This is a genomic window from Haliea sp. E17, assembly GCF_048323675.1.
Taxonomy (GTDB): domain Bacteria; phylum Pseudomonadota; class Gammaproteobacteria; order Pseudomonadales; family Halieaceae; genus Mangrovimicrobium.
Genome location: NZ_JBLWFK010000001.1, coordinates 217,657 through 236,573 on the forward strand (window position 1 = coordinate 217,657; position 18,917 = coordinate 236,573).

At 65.2% G+C, this 18,917-nt stretch carries 17 protein-coding genes; 7 read left to right on the forward strand and 10 right to left on the reverse strand.

Going from position 1 to position 18,917, the window contains the following annotated elements; all coding sequences use genetic code 11:
* Positions 1 to 3 precede the first annotated feature (3 nt).
* Genes cofE through cofH form a run of 3 tightly spaced genes read left to right on the forward strand, consistent with a single transcriptional unit; the run spans position 4 to position 4,894 of the window.
* The gene (gene cofE, locus ACNKU3_RS00885; protein WP_418257514.1) at positions 4 to 771 is read left to right on the forward strand and encodes a coenzyme F420-0:L-glutamate ligase; all 768 of its coding nucleotides are present in this window, start codon (positions 4 to 6) and stop codon (positions 769 to 771) included.
* Positions 771 to 1,733, forward strand: coding sequence for a 2-phospho-L-lactate transferase (cofD, locus tag ACNKU3_RS00890; protein ID WP_418257515.1), 963 nt, complete (start codon positions 771 to 773; stop codon positions 1,731 to 1,733). The genes cofE and cofD overlap by 1 nt, the downstream gene beginning before the upstream one ends.
* Positions 1,733 to 4,894: a 5-amino-6-(D-ribitylamino)uracil--L-tyrosine 4-hydroxyphenyl transferase CofH gene (gene cofH / locus ACNKU3_RS00895; protein ID WP_418257516.1), complete on the forward strand. Its 3,162-nt coding sequence runs from the start codon at positions 1,733 to 1,735 to the stop codon at positions 4,892 to 4,894. The genes cofD and cofH overlap by 1 nt, the downstream gene beginning before the upstream one ends.
* A gap of 358 nt (positions 4,895 to 5,252) precedes the next feature.
* Here the strand turns inward: cofH and ACNKU3_RS00900 are convergent, their stop codons facing one another.
* Positions 5,253 to 5,807: a TMEM165/GDT1 family protein gene (locus tag ACNKU3_RS00900; RefSeq protein WP_418257517.1), complete on the reverse strand. Its 555-nt coding sequence runs from the start codon at positions 5,805 to 5,807 to the stop codon at positions 5,253 to 5,255.
* Between the two features lie 112 nt (positions 5,808 to 5,919).
* Here ACNKU3_RS00900 and ung point away from each other — a divergent pair, with 112 nt between their 5' ends.
* Both ung and ACNKU3_RS00910 read left to right on the forward strand, forming a co-directional pair.
* Positions 5,920 to 6,624, forward strand: a complete 705-nt coding sequence (ung, locus tag ACNKU3_RS00905; RefSeq protein WP_418257518.1) for a uracil-DNA glycosylase — start codon at positions 5,920 to 5,922, stop codon at positions 6,622 to 6,624.
* Between the two features lie 107 nt (positions 6,625 to 6,731).
* Positions 6,732 to 7,100, forward strand: coding sequence for a VOC family protein (locus ACNKU3_RS00910; RefSeq protein WP_418257519.1), 369 nt, complete (start codon positions 6,732 to 6,734; stop codon positions 7,098 to 7,100).
* A gap of 13 nt (positions 7,101 to 7,113) precedes the next feature.
* Here the strand turns inward: ACNKU3_RS00910 and ACNKU3_RS00915 are convergent, their stop codons facing one another.
* The 7 genes from ACNKU3_RS00915 to ACNKU3_RS00945 all read right to left on the reverse strand — a co-directional run bounded on the left by ACNKU3_RS00915 (position 7,114) and on the right by ACNKU3_RS00945 (position 15,635).
* Positions 7,114 to 8,454, reverse strand: a complete 1,341-nt coding sequence (locus ACNKU3_RS00915; protein ID WP_418257520.1) for an NCS2 family permease — start codon at positions 8,452 to 8,454, stop codon at positions 7,114 to 7,116.
* On the reverse strand, positions 8,445 to 9,809 hold the full coding sequence (locus ACNKU3_RS00920) for an amidohydrolase family protein (protein WP_418257521.1): 1,365 nt from the start codon (positions 9,807 to 9,809) through the stop codon (positions 8,445 to 8,447). Before ACNKU3_RS00920 ends, ACNKU3_RS00915 begins: the two co-directional genes overlap by 10 nt.
* Positions 9,806 to 10,813 (reverse strand): ABC transporter substrate-binding protein, encoded by a 1,008-nt coding sequence (locus ACNKU3_RS00925; protein WP_418257522.1) that lies wholly within the window; start codon positions 10,811 to 10,813, stop codon positions 9,806 to 9,808. The genes ACNKU3_RS00920 and ACNKU3_RS00925 overlap by 4 nt, the downstream gene beginning before the upstream one ends.
* Entirely contained in the window at positions 10,813 to 11,616 is an 804-nt protein-coding gene (locus ACNKU3_RS00930; RefSeq protein ID WP_418257523.1) for an ABC transporter permease, read from the reverse strand. The genes ACNKU3_RS00925 and ACNKU3_RS00930 overlap by 1 nt, the downstream gene beginning before the upstream one ends.
* Entirely contained in the window at positions 11,613 to 12,410 is a 798-nt protein-coding gene (locus tag ACNKU3_RS00935) for an ABC transporter ATP-binding protein (RefSeq protein WP_418257524.1), read from the reverse strand. The genes ACNKU3_RS00930 and ACNKU3_RS00935 overlap by 4 nt, the downstream gene beginning before the upstream one ends.
* Before the next feature lie 82 nt (positions 12,411 to 12,492).
* Entirely contained in the window at positions 12,493 to 14,985 is a 2,493-nt protein-coding gene (locus tag ACNKU3_RS00940; RefSeq protein WP_418257525.1) for a TonB-dependent siderophore receptor, read from the reverse strand.
* Between the two features lie 254 nt (positions 14,986 to 15,239).
* Positions 15,240 to 15,635: a RidA family protein gene (locus ACNKU3_RS00945; protein ID WP_418257526.1), complete on the reverse strand. Its 396-nt coding sequence runs from the start codon at positions 15,633 to 15,635 to the stop codon at positions 15,240 to 15,242.
* Between the two features lie 48 nt (positions 15,636 to 15,683).
* Here ACNKU3_RS00945 and ACNKU3_RS00950 point away from each other — a divergent pair, with 48 nt between their 5' ends.
* Together ACNKU3_RS00950 and ACNKU3_RS00955 are read left to right on the forward strand one after the other, a co-directional pair.
* The gene (locus ACNKU3_RS00950; protein ID WP_418257527.1) at positions 15,684 to 16,481 is read left to right on the forward strand and encodes a creatininase family protein; all 798 of its coding nucleotides are present in this window, start codon (positions 15,684 to 15,686) and stop codon (positions 16,479 to 16,481) included.
* Positions 16,482 to 16,488: 7 nt separating this feature from the next.
* Positions 16,489 to 17,331 (forward strand): c-type cytochrome, encoded by an 843-nt coding sequence (locus tag ACNKU3_RS00955; RefSeq protein WP_418257528.1) that lies wholly within the window; start codon positions 16,489 to 16,491, stop codon positions 17,329 to 17,331.
* Here ACNKU3_RS00955 and ACNKU3_RS00960 read toward each other — a convergent pair.
* Together ACNKU3_RS00960 and ACNKU3_RS00965 are read right to left on the reverse strand one after the other, a co-directional pair.
* The gene (locus ACNKU3_RS00960; RefSeq protein ID WP_418257529.1) at positions 17,285 to 18,700 is read right to left on the reverse strand and encodes an AtzE family amidohydrolase; all 1,416 of its coding nucleotides are present in this window, start codon (positions 18,698 to 18,700) and stop codon (positions 17,285 to 17,287) included. The two genes, ACNKU3_RS00955 and ACNKU3_RS00960, sit on opposite strands and share 47 nt — an antisense overlap.
* Complete coding sequence (locus tag ACNKU3_RS00965; RefSeq protein ID WP_418257530.1) at positions 18,693 to 18,905, reverse strand: DUF4089 domain-containing protein; 213 nt, start codon at positions 18,903 to 18,905, stop codon at positions 18,693 to 18,695. The genes ACNKU3_RS00960 and ACNKU3_RS00965 overlap by 8 nt, the downstream gene beginning before the upstream one ends.
* Between the last annotated feature and the right edge of the window lie 12 nt (positions 18,906 to 18,917).

Genomic DNA, 18,917 nt, shown 5'->3' on the forward strand with positions numbered 1-18,917 from the left:
GGCATGCGCGGTACCCTGCAACTCATTCCCCTGGGGGATTTCCCGCTGGTGCAGCCGGGGGATGATCTCGCCGCCCTGCTGGCGGATGGCCTGCGGCGCAATGGCCTGGCGCTCGAGTCCGGCGATGTGCTGGTGATCGCCCAGAAGGTTGTCTCCAAGGCCGAGAACCGCTACGCCCGCCTGGCGGAGGTCGAGCCCGGCGAGCGCGCCCGGGAGATCGCCGCCCGCGCCGACAAGGACCCGCGCCTGGTCCAGCTGATCCTCGACGAGAGCCGCGAGGTATTGCGGGTGCGGCCGGGGGTGATCATCGTCGAGCACCGCAACGGCTATGTACATGCCAATGCCGGCATCGACCGCTCCAATATCCACAGCGACCCGCAGGACCCGCAGGTACTGCTGCTGCCGGAGGACCCGGACCACTCCGCTGCCACCCTGCGCGAGGCCCTGCAGCGGCACTGCGGGGTCGCCCCCCAGGTGATCATCAACGACAGCGCCGGCCGCGCCTGGCGGGTCGGCACCGTGGGTATGGCCATCGGCACGGCCGGGCTGGCGCCGGTGTGGGACCAGGTCGGCGACCACGACCTCTTCGGCAACCGCCTCGAGGTCACCATGCCGGCGGTGGCCGACGAACTCGCCGCGGCGGCGTCGCTGGTAATGGGGCAGGCCGCCCAGGGCAGTCCGGTGGTGCTGGCCCGCGGGGCCAACCTGCCGCAATCCACGGAAGGGTCGCGGGCGCTGATCCGCGAGCGCGCGATGGACCTGTTCCGCTGATGCCGGGAGGCGTTGGGCAACAGGTGCTGGCGATCTCCGGCGGTGTCGGTGGCGCCAAGCTGGCCCTCGGACTGGATCGCGTTCTGCCGCCGGGACAGCTCCAGGTGCTGGCGAATACCGCCGACGATTTCGAACACCTCGGCCTGACCATCTGCCCGGATATCGATACGCTTCTGTATACCCTGTCGGGCCGCGCCAACCGCGCCCAGGGCTGGGGGCTGGAAGGCGAGAGCTGGAACGTCATGGGCGCCCTCGAAGCACTGGGCGGGGAGACCTGGTTTCGCCTGGGCGATCGCGATATCGCCACCCACCTGTGGCGCAGTACCCGGCTGGCGGCCGGCAGGCCGCTGTCGCAGGTGACCGCGGAACTGGCGCGAAGGATGGGCATTCACAGCGCTATCCATCCGATGAGCGAGCAGTCCGTGCGCACTGTGGTGGAAACCGATGAAGGCCCGCTGCCCTTCCAGCAGTATTTCGTGAAGCGCCAGTGCGAGCCGGCGGTAAGCGGTTTTCACTTCGCCGGTATGGATACCGCGCAGGCCAACCCGGCAGTGCTGGACGTCCTGCGCCAGCCGCTTTCGCATATCGTCATCTGCCCCTCCAACCCCTTTGTCAGCGTCGACCCGATCCTGCGCCTGCCCGGCATGTGGCAGGCCCTGCGGGATGCCCCGGCGCCGGTGATCGCGGTATCGCCCATCGTCGGCGGCATGGCGATCAAGGGTCCCGCGGCCAAGATGATGCGCGAACTGGCCATGCCGGTGACTGCCCTGGGGGTGGCGGAACACTACCAGCGCAGCTATCCGGGCCTGCTTGATTATTTCGTGATCGATGAAACTGACGCTACACTGGCTGCTGATATAGAACGGCTCGGCCTGTCCTGTCGGGTAACCGCGACCGTAATGCACACTCAAAACGATAAACAATCGCTGGCGCGATACTGTCTCTCGCTGGAGGGAAATTGATGCAAACGCATGCGCTGGTGGCGCTGAAAACCATTGCCGAAGGCAAGACCCGCCTGTCGGGCGCGCTCAGCAGGCCACAGCGCCAGGCACTGGTGACCGCCATGGCGGGCGACGTGCTGGCCTGCCTGGTTACGCACCCCGCCATCGACAGCGTGACCCTGCTGTCCAGCGGAACCGCAACACGGCAACTGGCGGAGGAACACGGCGCCGGTTTTCTCGATGAAACCACCCTCGACGCCAGCGAACTAAACGGCCTGCTGGCCGCCGCTGTGGCGCAGCGTTTTGGCGCGGGCGAGCGCGTGCTGGTCCTGCATGCCGACCTGCCGGCACTGCAGCACGCTGACATCGACGCGGTTCTCGCCCAGCCACAGGATGTCCTGGTGATCGGCGCCGACCGGGCCGGTCGCGGGACCAACCTGCTGGCTTTCGCCGGCGACCGGCCACCGGCATTTCGCTTCGGCGCCGAGAGTTGCAGCCAGCACCAGCAGTGGGCCGTGGACGCGGGCATCGCTGCATTGCAACTCGATTCACCCGGTCTCGCCGCGGACGTGGACGACGCCCGCGACCTGCAGGTGCTGGCCACGCAGCCCGGCCTCGGCCCGCGCACCCGGACCTTGCTGGATAGCCTCGGCCCGGATAGCGAAGCGCAGGACCGCAGCCTCGATGCCCTGCGGGAAATCCTGCTTGAACGGGGGGAACTGCCCGGCGACGCCGACTGCCTGGCGCTGGCCGACAACGGCGATGTCGCCACCCTGGTGGCTCTCGCCGGCGAACTGCGCGACCGCGGTCACGGCGAGGTAATCACCTACTCGCGCAAGGTGTTCATCCCGCTGACCCACCTGTGCCGGGACGTCTGCCACTACTGCACCTTCGCGCGCACCCCCAAACGTATCGAACAGCCCTTCATGCCGGTGGAGGAAGTGCTGGAACTGTGCCGCCAGGGGGCCGCCCAGGGCTGCCAGGAGGCCCTGTTCACCCTCGGCGAAAAGCCCGAGCTGCGCTATTCCACTGCCCGCAAGGCGCTGGAGGCGATGGGCTACGCCAGCACCCTGGAATACGTGCGCGACGTGGCGCGACGGGTGCTGGAGGAGACCGGCCTGCTGCCGCACATCAATGCCGGCTGTATGAGCGAGGCAGAGATCGCCATGCTGCGCCCGGTGAGCGCCTCCATGGGCATCATGCTGGAATCCGCCGCCGAACGCCTGTGCGAAAAGGGCATGCCGCACTACGGCTCGCCGGACAAACAGCCCGCAGTGCGCCTGGCGACCATCGAGCGCGCCGGCAGCGCCGCTGTGCCCTTTACCTCCGGCATTCTCATCGGCATCGGCGAGACCCGCCGCGAGCGCATCGAATCGCTGCTGGCCCTGCGCGAGTTGCACCTGCGCCACGGCCACCTGCAGGAAATTATCGTGCAGAACTTCCGCGCCAAGCCCGGCACCCTGATGGCCAGCGCCCCCGAGCCGGACCTGGAGGAGTTGCTCTGGAGCATCGCCGTGGCGCGGGTCATTTTCGGCCCGGCCATGAATATCCAGGCCCCGCCCAACCTGAGCCCTGGTGTACTTGAACGCCTGGTCGCCGCCGGCATCAACGACTGGGGCGGCGTTTCGCCACTGACGCCGGACCACGTCAATCCCGAAGCGCCCTGGCCGCACCTCGAACAACTGGCGCGGGAAACCGCCGCCGCCGGCAAGTTCCTCGACCAGCGCCTGACCATCTACCCGGCCTACGCCAACCACCCGCAACGCTGGCTCGACCCGGCGGTGCAGGGCGCCGTGCTCGCCCACAGCGACGCCAGTGGCTTCGCCCGCCGCGACTCCTGGGTGCCCGGTGAAGGCTTCCCCGTGCCGGCGCTGGAGGCGGCGCTGCTGGGCGAAGCCGCCGCGAACGACAGCGTGGCCGACGACCTGCGCGCCATCGTCGCGCGCTGCGAACAGGGCAGTGCGCCGCGCGCCGGTGAGATAGAACGCCTGTTCAGCGTGCGCGGCGCCGAGTTCAGCTGGCTGGCCGCCCAGGCCGACCGCCTGCGCCGGCAGGTATCCGGTGAGCGCGTCAGCTACGTGGTCAACCGCAACATCAACTACACCAATGTCTGCTACTTCAAGTGCCAGTTCTGCGCCTTCTCCAAGGGCAAAGCCAGCGAAAACCTGCGCGGCCGCCCCTACGACATCAGCGGCGAGGAAATCGCCCGCCGCTGCCGCGAGGCCTGGGAGCGGGGCGCGACGGAAGTGTGCATGCAGGGCGGCATCCACCCCGACTACACCGGGCAGACCTACATCGATATCCTGCGCACCGTGCGCAGCGCCACCCCGGACATGCACATCCACGCCTTCTCGCCGCTGGAAGTCTGGCAGGGCGCCCAGACCCTCGGCATTTCCCTCGACGAATTCCTCGCGCGCCTGAAGACCGCCGGCCTCGACACCCTGCCCGGCACCGCCGCCGAAGTGCTGGACGACGAGGTCCGCAGCACCCTGTGTCCCGACAAGCTCGACACCGCCCAGTGGCTGGAGGTCATGGCGGCGGCCCACCGCGCCGGCTTCAAAACCACCGCCACGATCATGTACGGCCACATCGACGCCCCGCGCCACTGGGCGCGCCACCTGCTGCGACTGCGCGAACTGCAGCAGCGCAGCGGCGGCTTCACCGAATTCGTGCCGCTGCCCTTCGTGCACATGGAAGCACCCATGTACCTCAAGGGCCGCGCCCGCCGGGGACCGACATTCCGCGAAGCTGTGCTGATGCACGCGGTGGCGCGCCTGGTCTTCCACGGCCTGATCGACAACATCCAGACATCCTGGGTGAAGATGGGCGAGGGTGGCGTAGAAGCCTGCCTGAACGCGGGCGCCAACGATCTCGGCGGTACCCTGATGAACGAATCCATCACCCGGGCGGCGGGTTCGGAACACGGCCAGGAATGGCCGCCAGCACACATGGAGGAGGTGATCCGCAAGCTCGGCCGCGTCCCCCGCATGCGCAACACCCGCTACGGCGACGTCGTACCGGAACGCCGCATGGCGGCTTTCAATGCGGCGCCGTTAGCGGAGCCGGAGAACCAGTCAGCGGGGAAACTCCAGCGGGACAAACTGATTCCTGCGGTTACCCTGGAAACAGTGATTCCCCGGGAGTTCTTTAATCAGGTATTTCCGCTAGCAGCGTGCGATTAAGGAACTTGCTCCGAAAGAGGACCGAATAGCGGGTTATCCCTCACCGGGGCGTCCGAGGACATGGATGTCCGAGGCCGAGCCTGCACATGGATGTGCGCTTTTTGGCGGTCCCGGTGAGGGATAACCCGCTATTCGGGCCGGGTACCGGAGTGCCATTGCGGTGGTTTTGGGAGCGACGAACCCGGCCTGAATACGCCAAATGGCTGCCCGAAAACCGCAAAAGCGCCATCCATGGCAGCTCGGCCTCGGCCATCCATGGCCTCGGACGTTTTCGCGCAGCCATTTGGCGTATTCAGTCCTCTCTCAGAGCGAGATCCAGGTTCGGACCCTGAAACAGGCGGGCTAAAATCCGGGCGTATTACGCAACGATCTGCCAGATTCCCACGATAACGAAAGCCACAGCAGCGAGGACGTGCGCGAGCTTGAGCGGGATGCGTTGCATCAGGTAGTCGCCGGCGAAGACCACCGGGACGTTGGCCGCGAGCATGCCCAGGGTGGTGCCAATGGTGACCCAGAGAATGTCGTTGAACTGCGCGCCCAGCAGCACCGTCGCGATCTGCGTCTTGTCGCCGATCTCCGCGAGGAAGAACAGGACGGTGGTTGCCACAAACGCACCGTAGCGCTCGATGGCCGAGTCGTCACTGTCGTCCTTGTCCGGGATCAGCAGCCACAGGCCCAGGGCGATAAAGCTGCCGCCGATCAGCCACTGGCCCATCTGGCTCTGCAGGTACTGGCCGATCCAATCGCCCAGCCAGGCGGAGACACCGTGGTTGAACAGGGTGGCGACCAGGATGCCGGCGATGATCGCCCACTTGTTGCGAAAGCGGGTGGCGAGGAACAGCGAGAGCAGCTGGGTCTTGTCACCGATCTCCGCGAGCGCGACGGTCAGTGTGGAGGTAATAAAAGCGTCCATGGTTTCCCGATGTGATTGCCGCGCGGTGTATCGTCGCCCGCGCTGCGGTTATAGTGTCCCGGTGCCGGTGAGCCTGCCCGGCGCCGGTAAATCGAGAACACTGGAGTCTGTCATGAGCGAAGCCGCGCAATCGGCGCAGATCAAACTGGAGCCGAGCTGGCTGGCGAAGCTCGCCCCCGAATTCGAACAGCCCTACATGCGCGAGCTGCGCGCCTTCCTGCAGGCGGAGAAACAACAGGGGAAGCGCATTTTCCCTGCCGGGAGCGAGTATTTCAATGCCCTTGATCACACGCCGCTGGACGCGGTAAAGGTGGTCATCCTCGGCCAGGACCCCTACCACGGCCCCGGCCAGGCCCACGGCCTTTGCTTTTCCGTGCGCCCCGGTGTTCCCACGCCGCCCTCGCTGCAGAACATCTACAAGGAAATCAACGCCGAACTCGGCCTGCCGATTCCCGGCCACGGCTGCCTGACCAGTTGGGCGGACCAGGGCGTGCTGTTGCTCAACAGCGTGCTCACCGTGCTGGCCGGCCAGGCCGCCTCCCACCAGGGCAAGGGCTGGGAAACGTTTACCGACCGGGTGATCGACATCATCAACCGCGAGCGCGAGGGGGTGGTGTTCATGCTCTGGGGCGCCTACGCCCAGCGCAAGGGCGCGATCATCGACACCCAGCGCCACTGCGTATTGAAGGCCCCGCACCCTTCGCCGCTGTCCGCGCACCGCGGCTTTTTTGGCTGTGGCCATTTCCAACGTGCCAACGAATACCTGGTGGGTCGCGGCGAACTGCCGATCGACTGGGCGGTGCCGGAGCTGCCCTGAACTCCCCTGGCTGGCGCAAGTGCCCGCATTGCAACAGTGGAGATTTTGGTCGCTTTGATGGACGATAACCTTCCCCGTCCAGAAATACCAATAAAGGAGAATCCCGAATGATCATCAACGTCTGCTTCGGCACCAACGACCTGGAAAAGGCCGGCAAGTTCTACGATGCCATCACGGCTGAACTGGGTTGTGGCCGCACCAACACCACTGAAAAAGCCATCTACTGGTCCAATCCCGGCGTGGGCGTCGGCTTTGCCGTCACCACGCCTTACGATGGCAATCCGGCGCGCTACGGCAATGGCGTAATGGCCACTATCGGCGCCAGGGACCGGGAGCAGGTCGACCGCATCCACGCGGCCGCCCTGGCCAACGGCGGTTCCGACGAGGGTGCCCCCGGTGAACGGGCCAATGGCTTTTACTGCGCCTACTGGCGCGACCCCGACGGTAACAAGATGAACGCGGTGGCGCTGGGCTGAGGTATCGGCGTAATCAGAGGAAGGCGAACTTCAGACCGAAGATAATCGCCACCACATACACTGCCAGTGGGCATTCGCGGGTGCGTCCGGCAATCAGGGCGGTCACCGCATAGCAGATAAAGCCGATACCGATGCCGTCGGCGATGGAATAGGTCAGCGGCATCGCCATGGCGGTCACCAGTGCCGGGGCGCTCTCGGTGATGTCGTTCCAGTCCAGCTTTTCCAATGCCCGGGCCATCAGGCAGGCGACGAACAGCAGCGCCGCGCCGGAGGCGTAGGCGGGGATGCTCTGGGCCAGCGGGGCGATGAACAGGCAGAGGATAAACAGCGCTGCCGTGGTGATCGCGGCCAGGCCGGTACGCGCGCCGGTGGCGACCCCCGCGGCGCTCTCGATGTAACTGGTGGTGGATGAGGTGCCGAACACGGCGCCGATGGTGGTGGCGCCGGAATCTGCCAGCAGGGCCTTGCGCAGGCGCGGCAGGTGGCCCTTCTCGTCGAGCATGTTGGCCCGGGTGGCGACGCCGACCAGGGTCCCCGCGGTGTCGAAGACATCCACCAGCAGCAGGGTCAGCACCACGGTGATCATCGACCACTCGAATACGCTGCTGAGGTCCATCTGCATGAACACCGGCGCGATTGAGGGCGGCATGGAGGTGAGGCCCTTGAACTCCGCGACGCCGAATACCCAGCCCACCGCAGTCACCGCCAGCATGCCGATGACCACCGCGCCGATCATGCCGCGGTGGCTGAGCGCGGCGATCAGCACGAAGCCGAGCAGCAGCAGGATGGCCGGCGGCTCGGTGAGGTCGCCGAGGCTGACCAGGGTCGCCGGGTCGTCCACCACCACGCCACCGCCGGCGAGCGCGATGATGGCGAGGAAGAAGCCGATGCCGGCGGAGATGCCGAGCTTCAGCGAGCGCGGTATGGCGTTGATCAGCCATTCCCGGATCGGCAACACGCTGAGGATGATGAAGATGATACCGGAGACAAATACCGCCCCCAGCGCGCTCTGCCAGCTGGTGCCCATGCCGAGCACGATGCCGAAGGTAAAGTAGGCGTTCTGGCCCATGCCGGGCGCCTGGGCGATGGGGTAGTTGGCGAGGGCGCCCATGATGAAGGAACCCACCGCCGCGGCGAGGCAGGTGGCGACGAACACCGCGCCAAAGTCCATGCCGGTCTCGGAGAGGATGGCCGGGTTCACCACCGTGATGTAGGCCATGGCCATGAAGGTGGTAAGGCCCCCGAGCAATTCCCTCTGGATGTTGGTGCCGTGTTCGGTCAGGCCGAACCAGCTATCCAGCTTGCGAGCCAGTGTGCCGTTGGGTGGGCTGACTTCCTGCGCTTCTATCGACATGCGTTCACCAGGTTGGCTGTGTGTAGTTGGGCGTCACGGAAGAGGGCGCCCTCGTCGAGCCCGAGGATAGCGCCGTCGCGCACCCGCCATTCGCCGTTGATCATAACGTGGCGGGCGGTGATCGGCTCGCCGCAGATGACCGGCGCCCAGCGCGGCTCCCAGAGGCCGGCGAAGCGCGGCGCCTCGATATCGTAGAGCACGATATCCGCCAGTTTGCCCGGGGCGAGTTCCCCGAGCTCATGGTAACCCAGAATGTGCGCGCCGCCGCGGGTGGCCCAGTCGGCAATCTGTTCGACGCTGGTCACATCCGGGCCGCCGACCGCGCGGTGGATCATCCAGGCCAGCAGCATCTCGGAAACCATGCTGCCGCTCTCGGCGGAAGCGGAGCCGTCCACCCCGAGGGAGACCGGCATCTTCGCTGCGTCCATCGCCGGCGCCCGGGCCACACCGGAGCCGAGTCGCGCGTTGGACGTGGGGCAGTGGGCAATGCCGGTACGGGTGGCGCGCAGCTTTTCCAGGCCCGCGTCGTCTACATGGACGAGGTGGGCGAACCAGACATCTTCCCCCAGCCAGCCGACGTCTTCCATGTAATCGATGGCCGCCATGCCGTATTTGGCCATCGCCATTTCCTGGTCGAAGGGGACCTCGAGCAGGTGGCTGTGGCGGCGCAGGCCGTACTCGCGGGCGAACTCCCCCAGCAGCCGCAGTTCGGTGGGAGTGGAGGCGTGGATGACCGAGGTAGGCGCCACGGCGATTTTTACCATGGCGTCAGCCGCCGGGTCGTGGCAATCGCTCACCAGTTGCTGCATGCGCTGGATGCGCAGGTCGATGCCCTCCGGCGCCAGGCTGGCAGCGGCGCCGCCCTGCTGGTTGCCCTCGCGGGTGCCGCCGCCGCGGCACAGGACCAGGCGCATGCCGAGGTCCTTTGCCGCCTGCAGGATGGCCTGCTCGATCTCCGGGCTGGTGTCCGCGTGGTAGAGGTAGTGGTGGTCGGCGCAGGTGGTGCAGCCGCTGCGCAGCAGTTCGCTGAGGCCGACTTTGGCGGCGCTGTACATGTTCTCCGGGGTCACGTGCGGCCAGGCCTGGTAGGGCACTTCCACCAGCCAGGCGCCGAGGGCCTTGTCGATGCCCGCGGGCACGCCCTTCAGCAGGCTCTGGAAGAGGTGGTGGTGGGTATTGACCAGGCCGGGAAAGGCAACGCAGCCGCTGGCGTCAATGCGCTCGGCATCGCCAGCGGCCTGCAGGTTTGTGCCGATTTCCACGATGCGGTTGCCGGCGATGCGAATATCGCCCCGCCCGCCGGTGTACAGGAGTGCGCCGGTTATCAGTACTTCCCGGCTCGCGCTATTGCTCAAGGTGTTTCCTTTACGACAAGTTCAGGCGGCAGCAGGTCGAAGGCGATGCTGTCGCGTAATTCCACCGGCCCGTCGAGCAGGCCGAGTTGTTGCAGTTGTTCCAGTACTTTGCCCAGCCGTGCGACGTTGTACTGTCCCAGGGTTTCACCCTGGTCGGTGTTGCCATCGGTGAGGCTGTAGGCCTGCATCTGCGCCAGTATCTCACGCATCAGCGATTCCTCCTGCTGCGGGTTGCTGGCGATGATCAGTTCGAAGGCCGGCGCCGGGTCGCCGTGCATGAAATCGTCCCAGCCGCGCAGGGAGGCGCGGATAAAGCCTTTCACGACTTCCGGTTGTTCGGCGATCATCTTCGCGTTGGTATAGACGTGGCGGTAGGGGTCGAAGCCGGACTCCGACAGCGGGATTACCCCGGGCTCGATACCCTTGCGCCGCACGATCACCGGTTCGTTGGTGAGGAAGCACTGCTGCACGAACTGCTTGTCGGTCATGTAGCGGGCGAGGCTCCAGTCCATGGGCAGGACGTGAATGTCGAGGTGCATCGCCTTTTCGAGAAAGTCGACATAGACCAGCCCGGGATTGAACATCACCTCGCGGCCATCGAGGTCCTCGAGGGTCTTGATACCGGATTCGGGGTGGAACAGGACGCACTGCGGATCGTGCTGGAAATAGGGGAAAAGGCTGACCAGCGGGATGCCCCGGGAGCGGTAGATGAACATGGTTTCTATCGCGCCCACGGAAAACTGTACCCGGTTGCTGGCGACCAGTTGGGGAATCGCGCTGACATTGGCGCCGGGGCGGATTTCCACGTCCAGCCCCTCCTCGGCGTAGTAGCCCCTGGCCAGTGCCTGGTAAAAGCCGCCGTGCTCGGGCTGCGCGTACCAGTCGGTCTGCAGCACCACTTTCACCGGTGCGTCGCCGTTGTCGGTGCTGGTCCCGGGCGCGTCCCCGCCGCAGGCGGTCAGGCACAGTCCGGCGAAAAGCAGTGTTCCCAGTGTACGGAGCATTAGCGTCCCTCTTCCTGATAGGCGTCGTGCCAGCGGTGCAGTGCCCACCAGCTCAGTATATTGACCAGCCCGACGAAGGCGAAGCCGATGGCGCAGGCGGTAAAGGCTGCGGCGAACAGGGCGGGCACCTTCAGCTGCGAACTGAAAATCACCACTACGAAACCGAGGCCGGCGTCGGAGCCGGAACCCATGCCGGCCACGGTGTCGCCGTAGAGGGCGCCGATCGGGGTCAGCGCCGCGGCGATCTTCAGGCCGGTGAAAAAGTAGGGCAGTGCCGCGGGGATGCGCAGGTGCAGCATCTCCTGCCAGCGCGAGGCGGAGTACACCCGGAACAGGTCCACCAGCCCGCGGTCCGTGGAGCGCAGGCCCATGGTGGTGTTGGCGACAATCGGGAAAAAGCAGATCAGGAAGGTGATTACGGTGATGCTGCCGAGGCCCTGGCCGAACCAGATGATGATGATCGGCGCCAGCACGATGACCGGGGTCATCTTGAGAATCAGGATGTAGGGGTAGATGCCCTTGTAGGCGATATTGCTGAAGGCCAGCAGCACCGAGAGCACCACGCCGCCGACTACCGAGGTGAAAAAGCCCAGCACACAGGCCCAGGCGGTCTGCAGCAGCCCGGACCAGAGGGTGGGCGCCTCGTGAATACCCTCCTCGACGATGCGGTGGGGCAAGGGCAGCTGGTACTCGGGAATGTTGAACAGCTCGATGGCGGCGTACCACGCGGCGACAAACAGCAGGCCAACCACCAGCGGCCAACCGATGTTACCGGCGAGCGCGCTGGCGCGTGACAGTTTCATGCGGCGCCCTCCACGCTGTGCAGGCTGCGGGTGACTTCCGCCAGGTGCTGGTGATAGCGCTCCTCGGCGCGCAGGCTGGCGGTGCGAGGGTAGGGCAGGTCGATATCGATCATTTTGTGCACCCGGCCCGGGTTGGCGGACAGCACCATTACTTGCGACGCCAGGAACACGGCCTCCGCGACCGAGTGGGTGACGAATACCCCGGTCCAGCGCTGCAGTTCGCGCAGTCGCAAAAGTTCTTCATTGAGGGTGTCGCGGGTCATCTCATCGAGCGCGCCAAAAGGTTCATCGAGCAGCAGCAACTCCGGTTGCCGGGCCAGAGCCCGGGCGATGGAGACGCGCATTTTCATGCCGCCGGACAGCTCCCGCGGATAGCGGCCGGTGGCGTCGCCGAGGCCGACCAGTTGCAGCATTTCCGCGGCCCGGCGTTCGCGCTGGGGGCGCGGTACCCCGGCCAGCCTCAGGGGCAGTGCGACGTTGGCGGTGATGTCGAGCCAGGGCAGCAGGTTGGCGTCCTGGAAGACGAAGCCGAGCTTGTCCTCGGCCGCAGCCGGAGCGCCACCGCCGACGGTAAGCTTGCCGCCGCTGGGTTCGATCAGTCCCGCGATCAGTTTGAGTAAGGTGGATTTGCCACAGCCACTGGGTCCGATCAGGGCGAGGAACTCCCCGCGGGCCAGTGAAAGGTTGATGTCCTGCAGCACCGGTAGCCCCGGAGTGAATGCCTTGCCGAGTTCCTGAGCGAAAATCAGCGGGCGTCGTGCGTCTGGTGATTCTCTATCGATGGTGTCGCCCATGACCACCCTGTTTTTGAAGCTGGAAAAAAAGGAGCAGCGGCGAACCGCTGCTCTAATGCTCTGGCTGACGCCAGTTTCACACCTAGAACTTGTAAGCGATTTCCGCTGACCAGTTGAAAGGCAGTTCCGGCAGCACTGCGTTGTTGCCGTAGAGGCTCGGGAAGTTGCCGCGGTAGTAGTCCTCGTCGAGGATGTTGTTGAGGAACACACCGAAGCGGAACTTGTCGGTGTCGTAGACCACCGAGCCATTCAACAGGTAGTAATCCGGCAGTTCGATGCCGCCCAGTACCGAGGAGGCCACCGAGTCGACGTAGGTCAGGCTAAGGTTGGTCTTGACCTGCTCGAGCAACTTGTAGCTGGCGGAGAGACTCCAGGTCACTTCCGGGATACCACCGCGCAGGGGTTCGTTGCCGACATAGATATTGCCGCCGATGATGCCGCCGAACAGGCTGGAAGGGTCGATCTGCGGCATGTCAGCTGCGCCGATGTAGCTGAAGGTCACGCCGCCGGGGGTGGTTACCCGGGTCTCCTGGTTGGAGTAGGTGCCGATCAGGGAAAGCTTGTCGAAGGGCACATAGCGCATTTCCAGTTCATAACCTTCGGACTTGATCGCCTGGTTGGATACCGGGTTCTGCGAGCTGAAGGAGATACGCTCCTGGTCGTAGTAAGCGCCGGCAAGGAACAGGCGGCCGTCCAGCAGGCTGGCCTTCAGGCCGATTTCGGTCAACTCGGAATCGCCGAGGAAGGTCTTGTCGTAGATGTTCTGGGTGTCGAGCTCACCCGCGGCGCCGGAGACGATGGTCTGCTGTTCCGCCATGGTGACGTAGGGGGTGAACATCTCGGCGATGGTGTAGGAAACACTCGCCGTCCAGGTGAAGCCGTCATCCGAGTTGGATGCGGTGTACTCGCCATTCGGGTCGAAGGTTTGCAGGACTACGGGGCCGTCGCCATCGCCGCTCTCGCCCTCGGCGTCGACGTAGTCGTAACGTGCGCCGAGCAGGATGTCGAAGTCGCCGATGCCGATATCCGCCAGAGCCGCGAGGCCGTACTGGGTGTACTGGGAATCCCAGTAGTTACTCCAGGTCTCGGCGCCGGCGGGAGCGCGGCTGGGCGGCAACTGTGCCGACAGCGCGTTGAAGCCCTCGGTCAGGTCAACCCGGTCGAAAATCTCGTCGGAGAAGTCGTTGGCGTAGAACGCGTCGGTGTAACGAATGGAGGGAGACAGCTGCAGGCCGGTGGTCCAGTTCTTGCCTTCAAAGTCCTTGGCAAAAATCAGCTGGTCCTCGACTACCCAGGCGTCGGCGATCTTGGTGAAACCGTAGCTGTCGACGTTGGTGTATTCCTGCGCGTCGTAAAACAGCTTGTTGGTCATCGTCCAGCCACTGCCGAAGTCGTGGATGATGTCGAAGTAGAAAGTGGTGGTTTCGGTGTCGTACTCGTCGAGCTTGCCGATCAGCACTTCGTTGCCGCTGAGCTTGGTGGTGCCGACGGTAGACGCGTTCGCTTCCAGGCCCAGTTGGTCGACCAGGTCCTGGGTCAGGGTGCTGGGGTCAAGCGGTGCGAAGTTGTCCTGGAAGCAGAATACGGAAATGCCGGTGAAGCAGCTGGTGGTACCCTCGGTGAAGGGTTCGCCAGTGGAAACCAGCCCGGCGAGGGTGCTTTCCCAGGCGTCGATTTCCCAGCCCTGGATCAGGCCGTTGCCGTTGCCGAACTCGCTGTCGATATTCACGCCAGGCTGCCCGGTGATGTAGGTGCCGTGGTCGATCAGGTCCTGGGTCACACGGTTCCAGCCACCGTTCTCGAAACCGCGCCAGTCCTGGTACATGCCGCCGAACTCGATCCGGGTAGAACTGCTGAGGTCCTTGTTGAACGAAGCCTGCAGCAGGGTCTGTTCGGTGTAGTCGTTGTTGTAGTAGCTGTCGGAGTTGTTGATCTCGCCGTAGAGGTAGTAACCGGCATTGTCGCCGAGGAATTCGGCCGGACCGCCGAGCTCCGCGGAAAAAATGTTCTTGTCCCAGCTACCGGTTTCGTAGGTAATCTGGCCGGTGGATTCCTCCATGTACTGGCCGGTGCTGGCGCGCGCGGACTTCGGAATGAAGTTCAGGGCGCCGCCCACCTTGCTGGGGCCGGAGATCGGTGACATCGGGCCGCGAATCACGTCGATGCGGTCGGAGGCGCCGATCGGCGTCGGGTAGTTGCCCTCGTTGTTCAGGCGCTTGACCCCGCGGAAGTAGTTTTCCGCCGCGCTACCGCGGATATCCAGCGATCCCGCCACACCGAAGAAGGAGGTAGTGAAGGTGCCGGGCACGAAGTTGACGATGTCGTTGATGCCCTTGGCATTGAACTGTTCGAGGAACTCAGAGCTGATGGAGCTCACGGAACGCGGCGTCTCCAGTACGGTTTTCCCGAAACCGAAGACGGAGTCGACCGGCTCGGACTGGAGGATGCCGAGGTCGTCGTTCACCTCCTCTTCAGCGACGAAGGTGTCCAGTTCGACAACGTCCTCGTCACCCGTGGTTTCCTGGGCCATCAGCGATGCGGAGTACATCGCAATCGCGCTGGCCAGAACAGTCACGCAAAATCTCTCCATGGAATTACTCTCCCCTATGGCTGGCAAGCGCCAGCTCCGCGGTTGAAATCAGGTAGTAAGATGCCGGAATCTCTGCAGTGCCCGGTCGCAGTGGGTAAATGCAAGCGTTGTGCCAAAAGCTGACTAACAGGTCAAAAATAGAAATTGTGTGCAGAATGCCGGATTTACCCGCTGCCAGGGCGCACTGATTCGGTAGTCGTGCACCCGCTGCGTGCTTGTCCCGCACCATGATTGTGCGATCAGGCGTCGGCAGGTGCAGCTGCCAGTGCCTCTATCTCCACGAGGAATTCGGGCCGGGTAAAGCCGCCCACGACCAGCAGGGTCGATGCAATTTCCCGGCCACCCAGGCGCCGGTCGCGCACTGCCATGTAGGCGGGGAAGTGCTCGCGCGCGGTGACGTATGCCCGCAAGTGGACCAGATGGTCAAGTTCCAGTCCGGCGCCGGCGAGGATTGCTTCGATGGCATCAAAACAGAGTTCCGCCTGCGCCTCGCAGTCCTGGGGGATGGCACCGTTCTTGCTAATTCCCAGCTGTCCGGAGGTCATCACCAGGCGTGATCGAGCCTCGATCCCGATGCCGTGGGCGTAATTGCCGAAGGGCGGATGGATGCCTGGCGGGTTGGCGATTCGTTGCATTGAAAAATCCCCGGGGAAATGAATTGAAAATTGGAGCAATTGGTAAATATGAGACTCTGGCAGGACCTGACCACCGAGGATTTTACTGACCTCGACCCCGAGCGCACGGTTGCGCTGTTGCCCGTGGGCGCCATCGAACAACACGGTCCGCACCTGCCGGTCAGCACCGACGCGACGATTGCCGAATCCCTGTGTCTGGCGGCAGCAAAATTGGTGCCAGAGGATGTGCCGCTGCTGGTGCTGCCCACCCAGGCGGTGGGTAAGTCCACCGAACACCTGCAATTTGAGGGCACCGTGACCCACACCGCAGAAACGTTGCTGCGCAGCTGGACCGAGATAGGCGACAGCGTGGCCCGCAGCGGCCTGCGCAAGCTGGTGTTTTTCAATGCCCACGGCGGCCAGCCCCAGGTGATGGAAATCTGCTGCCGGGAACTGCGGGTCAAGCACAAGATGCTCAGCGTCGGCTGCAGTGGCTGGAGCTTCGGTCCGCCGGACGCGGAGGTTCCCGACGACGAACGCCGCCACGGCATCCACGCCGGGCAGGTGGAGACCTCGATGATGCTCTACCTGCGGCCGGACCTGGTGAAGATGGACAAGGCGCAGAATTTCAGCGGCCTGTTGTCGCAGGTGGAAACCGAGTTCAAGCGCCTGCGGGTGCTGGGCAGTACCTACATGGGCTGGATGTCCAACGACCTGCACCCCTGCGGTTGTTCCGGTGATGCCACCAGGGCGACGGCGGAACTGGGCGAACTCTATGTAAACCACTACGCGAAAGGACTGGCGGAACTGCTGCAGGAAGTCTCGGCCTATCCGCTGCAATACCTGCGCGACCGGGATGACTGGTAGGTCGGCAATGTCCCGCCTGGCTGCATCCGGCCTGTTCCTGCTGGCGCAGCTGTTGCTGCTTTCCCTCGCTTACGCCGATGAGCGACGCCTGGCGGTGCTCGACAGCAGCGGCCGGGAGCGTTTCTTCCCGGTAGAAACCTTGCTGGCGGAATTCGGTTCGCGTGAGGTCACGGTATTCGATCCCCAGTTCGGTGTGCCGCGTTCCTACCGCGGTGTGCCCCTGCGGCCGCTGCTCGCCGCGCTCGGCCTGGCCGACGAGGACCTGGTACTGGAGTGCACGGACGGTTACAGCATCGCCCTGCCCAAAGTCCTGCTCGCCGATCCGGCGCTGGAGCCGGTGCTCGCGCTGGCGGACAGCGAACCCTCGCCGGGCCTGCACTGGCAGCTTTATCCCCACGGCCGCGAAATGGTCAACTTCGATCCGTTCTACCTGGTGTGGGCGGTGCGCGATGTCGATCCGCACAGTGCCGCGGCGGGGGAACGGGTCGCGGAACTTCCCTGGCCCTATCAGCTCACCCGGCTGGTGCCGGCGGACCGCTATTACCTGCCCTCGCCACCGCCAGCTACCGCGCAGGCGGTTCGCGCTGGCTACGCCAGCTATGTCAGCCACTGCGTAAAATGCCACCGCCTGCAGGGAGTCGGCGGCGCTGTCGGTCCGGAGCTGGATCGCAGCGGCGGCATGCTGCAGGTGCTCGACGACAGCCAGTTGCAGCAGTTGATCCTGCAGGTGACGGATTATTTCCCGCGCACCAAGATGCCGGTCTATGCCGGCAAACTGGGCGAGGGCGAACTCCGCGACCTGGTCAACTACCTGCGCTGGATGACTGCGGGGGACCGCCCGCCAGGGTGACGCCCTGTAGTTCCAGCGCGCGCGCCGCCCGCAGGCAGAGGTCCTCGCGCCAGGGCGGGGCGACCAGTTGCACGCCGATCGGCAGGCCGCTGGCCGGCGACAGCAGGGGCACCGACACCACCGGCAGGCCGATGGCGGAGAAGGGCTGGGTGAACAGGCCGAGGTTGGGGCGCAGTAGTTGTTCCTCGCCGCGCACGTTCAGTGTGCGGGTGCCGACCAGCGGGGCGCAGCAGGGGGTAGCCGGGGCGATGACCAGGTCCACCTCGCGGAACACCGCCAGCATCTGGTCCAGCCACCAGCGGCGCACCGCCTGCGCGCGCACGTACCAGCCGGCGGGCCACAGGCTGCCGGCGAGGAAGCGGTCGCGGGTGTCGGCGTCGAAATCCGGCAGGCGGGTTTGCAGGCGTTGCCGGTGCAGTGCGGCGCCCTCCGCGTTGGTGATCAGGTAGGCCGCGGAGCGGCCCTCGTCGGCGCCGGTCATCGGCAGGCGGGTTTGTGCGCCCAGCGCACTTGCCACCGTGTCGACGGCAGCCCCGGCCTCGGGAAAATCCCTGCAGTCGAAATAACCTTCCGCGACACCGATGCGCAGGCCGGCAATGCCCTGGTCCAGCGCGGGGAGGCTGGCCAATGCGGGTTTGTCCGCGCAGGCCGGGTCGCCGGCGTCAAATCCCTGCAGGCAGTCGAAGGCCAGGGCGAGGTCCCCGGCACTGCGCGCCAGCGGGCCGAGGTGATCGAGGCTGTCGCTGAAGGGAAAAGTGCCGGTGCGCGGAAGCCTGCCGTAGGTGGGCTTGAGGCCGAACAGCCCGCACAGGGAGGCGGGCACGCGGATGGAGCCGTTGGTGTCGGAACCCAGAGAGATTGGCGCCAGCCCCGCCGCGGTTGCGCTGCCGGAGCCGGAGGAAGAGCCGCCGCTCATGCGTGCCGTGTCCCAGGGATTGCGGCAGGCGCCGTAGTGTTGGCTTTCGCCGGTGAAGTCGTAGGCGAATTCACCCATCGCCAGTGCACCGACCAGCACTGCCCCCGCGTTCTCGAGGCGCCGGACCAGCACTGCATCGGCGCTGGCCGGCGGGCTGCCGGCAAGGATTTTGCTGCCGGCCAGGGTGGTAATGCCCGCTATGTCGAACAGGTTCTTTACCGCGAAGGGTACCCCGGCCAGCGGCCCCGCCTGCTCACCTGCCGCAACCCGGGCATCGATCGCCGCGGCCCGGGCCAGCGCCCGCTGCGCTGTTACCTCGGTGAAGCAGTTCAGTTCGGCGTTGCGCTGTGCAATAGCGGCGAGGTTCGCCTCGGTCACCGCGACGGCGGAGAGTTCGCCCGCGTTGACCGCAGCGCCGATTGCTGACGCGGAGAGGGTATTAATTTCACGCATCGCAACTGGTGTCCGGCAAAACCCAGGGAGTAAATACCGGCGCCAGCGCCAACTCATCCGGGTGCAGCGGCGCCGCGTGGACCTTCGCCGCCATCGCCTGTGCCACCCGCAGGTGGGTCAGCACGCCGTCGCGGTATTCCTCCGGCACCGCGACCCCCGCGGCGGCTGCAAAGGCCGCCAGCATGTCCAGGGTGATTTCCTGCATCGGTGTTCTCTC

Excerpts from the sequence above, each read along its gene's own strand:
- cofE (WP_418257514.1), top strand. The coding sequence starts at position 4 with ATGCGCGGTACCCTGCAACTCATTCCCCTGGGGGATTTCCCGCTGGTG.
- cofD (WP_418257515.1), top strand. The coding sequence starts at position 771 with ATGCCGGGAGGCGTTGGGCAACAGGTGCTGGCGATCTCCGGCGGTGTC.
- cofH (WP_418257516.1), top strand. The coding sequence starts at position 1,733 with ATGCAAACGCATGCGCTGGTGGCGCTGAAAACCATTGCCGAAGGCAAG.
- ACNKU3_RS00900 (WP_418257517.1), bottom strand. The coding sequence starts at position 5,807 with ATGGACGCTTTTATTACCTCCACACTGACCGTCGCGCTCGCGGAGATC.
- ung (WP_418257518.1), top strand. The coding sequence starts at position 5,920 with ATGAGCGAAGCCGCGCAATCGGCGCAGATCAAACTGGAGCCGAGCTGG.
- ACNKU3_RS00910 (WP_418257519.1), top strand. The coding sequence starts at position 6,732 with ATGATCATCAACGTCTGCTTCGGCACCAACGACCTGGAAAAGGCCGGC.
- ACNKU3_RS00915 (WP_418257520.1), bottom strand. The coding sequence starts at position 8,454 with ATGTCGATAGAAGCGCAGGAAGTCAGCCCACCCAACGGCACACTGGCT.
- ACNKU3_RS00925 (WP_418257522.1), bottom strand. The coding sequence starts at position 10,813 with ATGCTCCGTACACTGGGAACACTGCTTTTCGCCGGACTGTGCCTGACC.
- ACNKU3_RS00930 (WP_418257523.1), bottom strand. The coding sequence starts at position 11,616 with ATGAAACTGTCACGCGCCAGCGCGCTCGCCGGTAACATCGGTTGGCCG.
- ACNKU3_RS00935 (WP_418257524.1), bottom strand. The coding sequence starts at position 12,410 with ATGGGCGACACCATCGATAGAGAATCACCAGACGCACGACGCCCGCTG.
- ACNKU3_RS00945 (WP_418257526.1), bottom strand. The coding sequence starts at position 15,635 with ATGCAACGAATCGCCAACCCGCCAGGCATCCATCCGCCCTTCGGCAAT.
- ACNKU3_RS00950 (WP_418257527.1), top strand. The coding sequence starts at position 15,684 with ATGAGACTCTGGCAGGACCTGACCACCGAGGATTTTACTGACCTCGAC.
- ACNKU3_RS00955 (WP_418257528.1), top strand. The coding sequence starts at position 16,489 with ATGTCCCGCCTGGCTGCATCCGGCCTGTTCCTGCTGGCGCAGCTGTTG.
- ACNKU3_RS00960 (WP_418257529.1), bottom strand. The coding sequence starts at position 18,700 with ATGCGTGAAATTAATACCCTCTCCGCGTCAGCAATCGGCGCTGCGGTC.
- ACNKU3_RS00965 (WP_418257530.1), bottom strand. The coding sequence starts at position 18,905 with ATGCAGGAAATCACCCTGGACATGCTGGCGGCCTTTGCAGCCGCCGCG.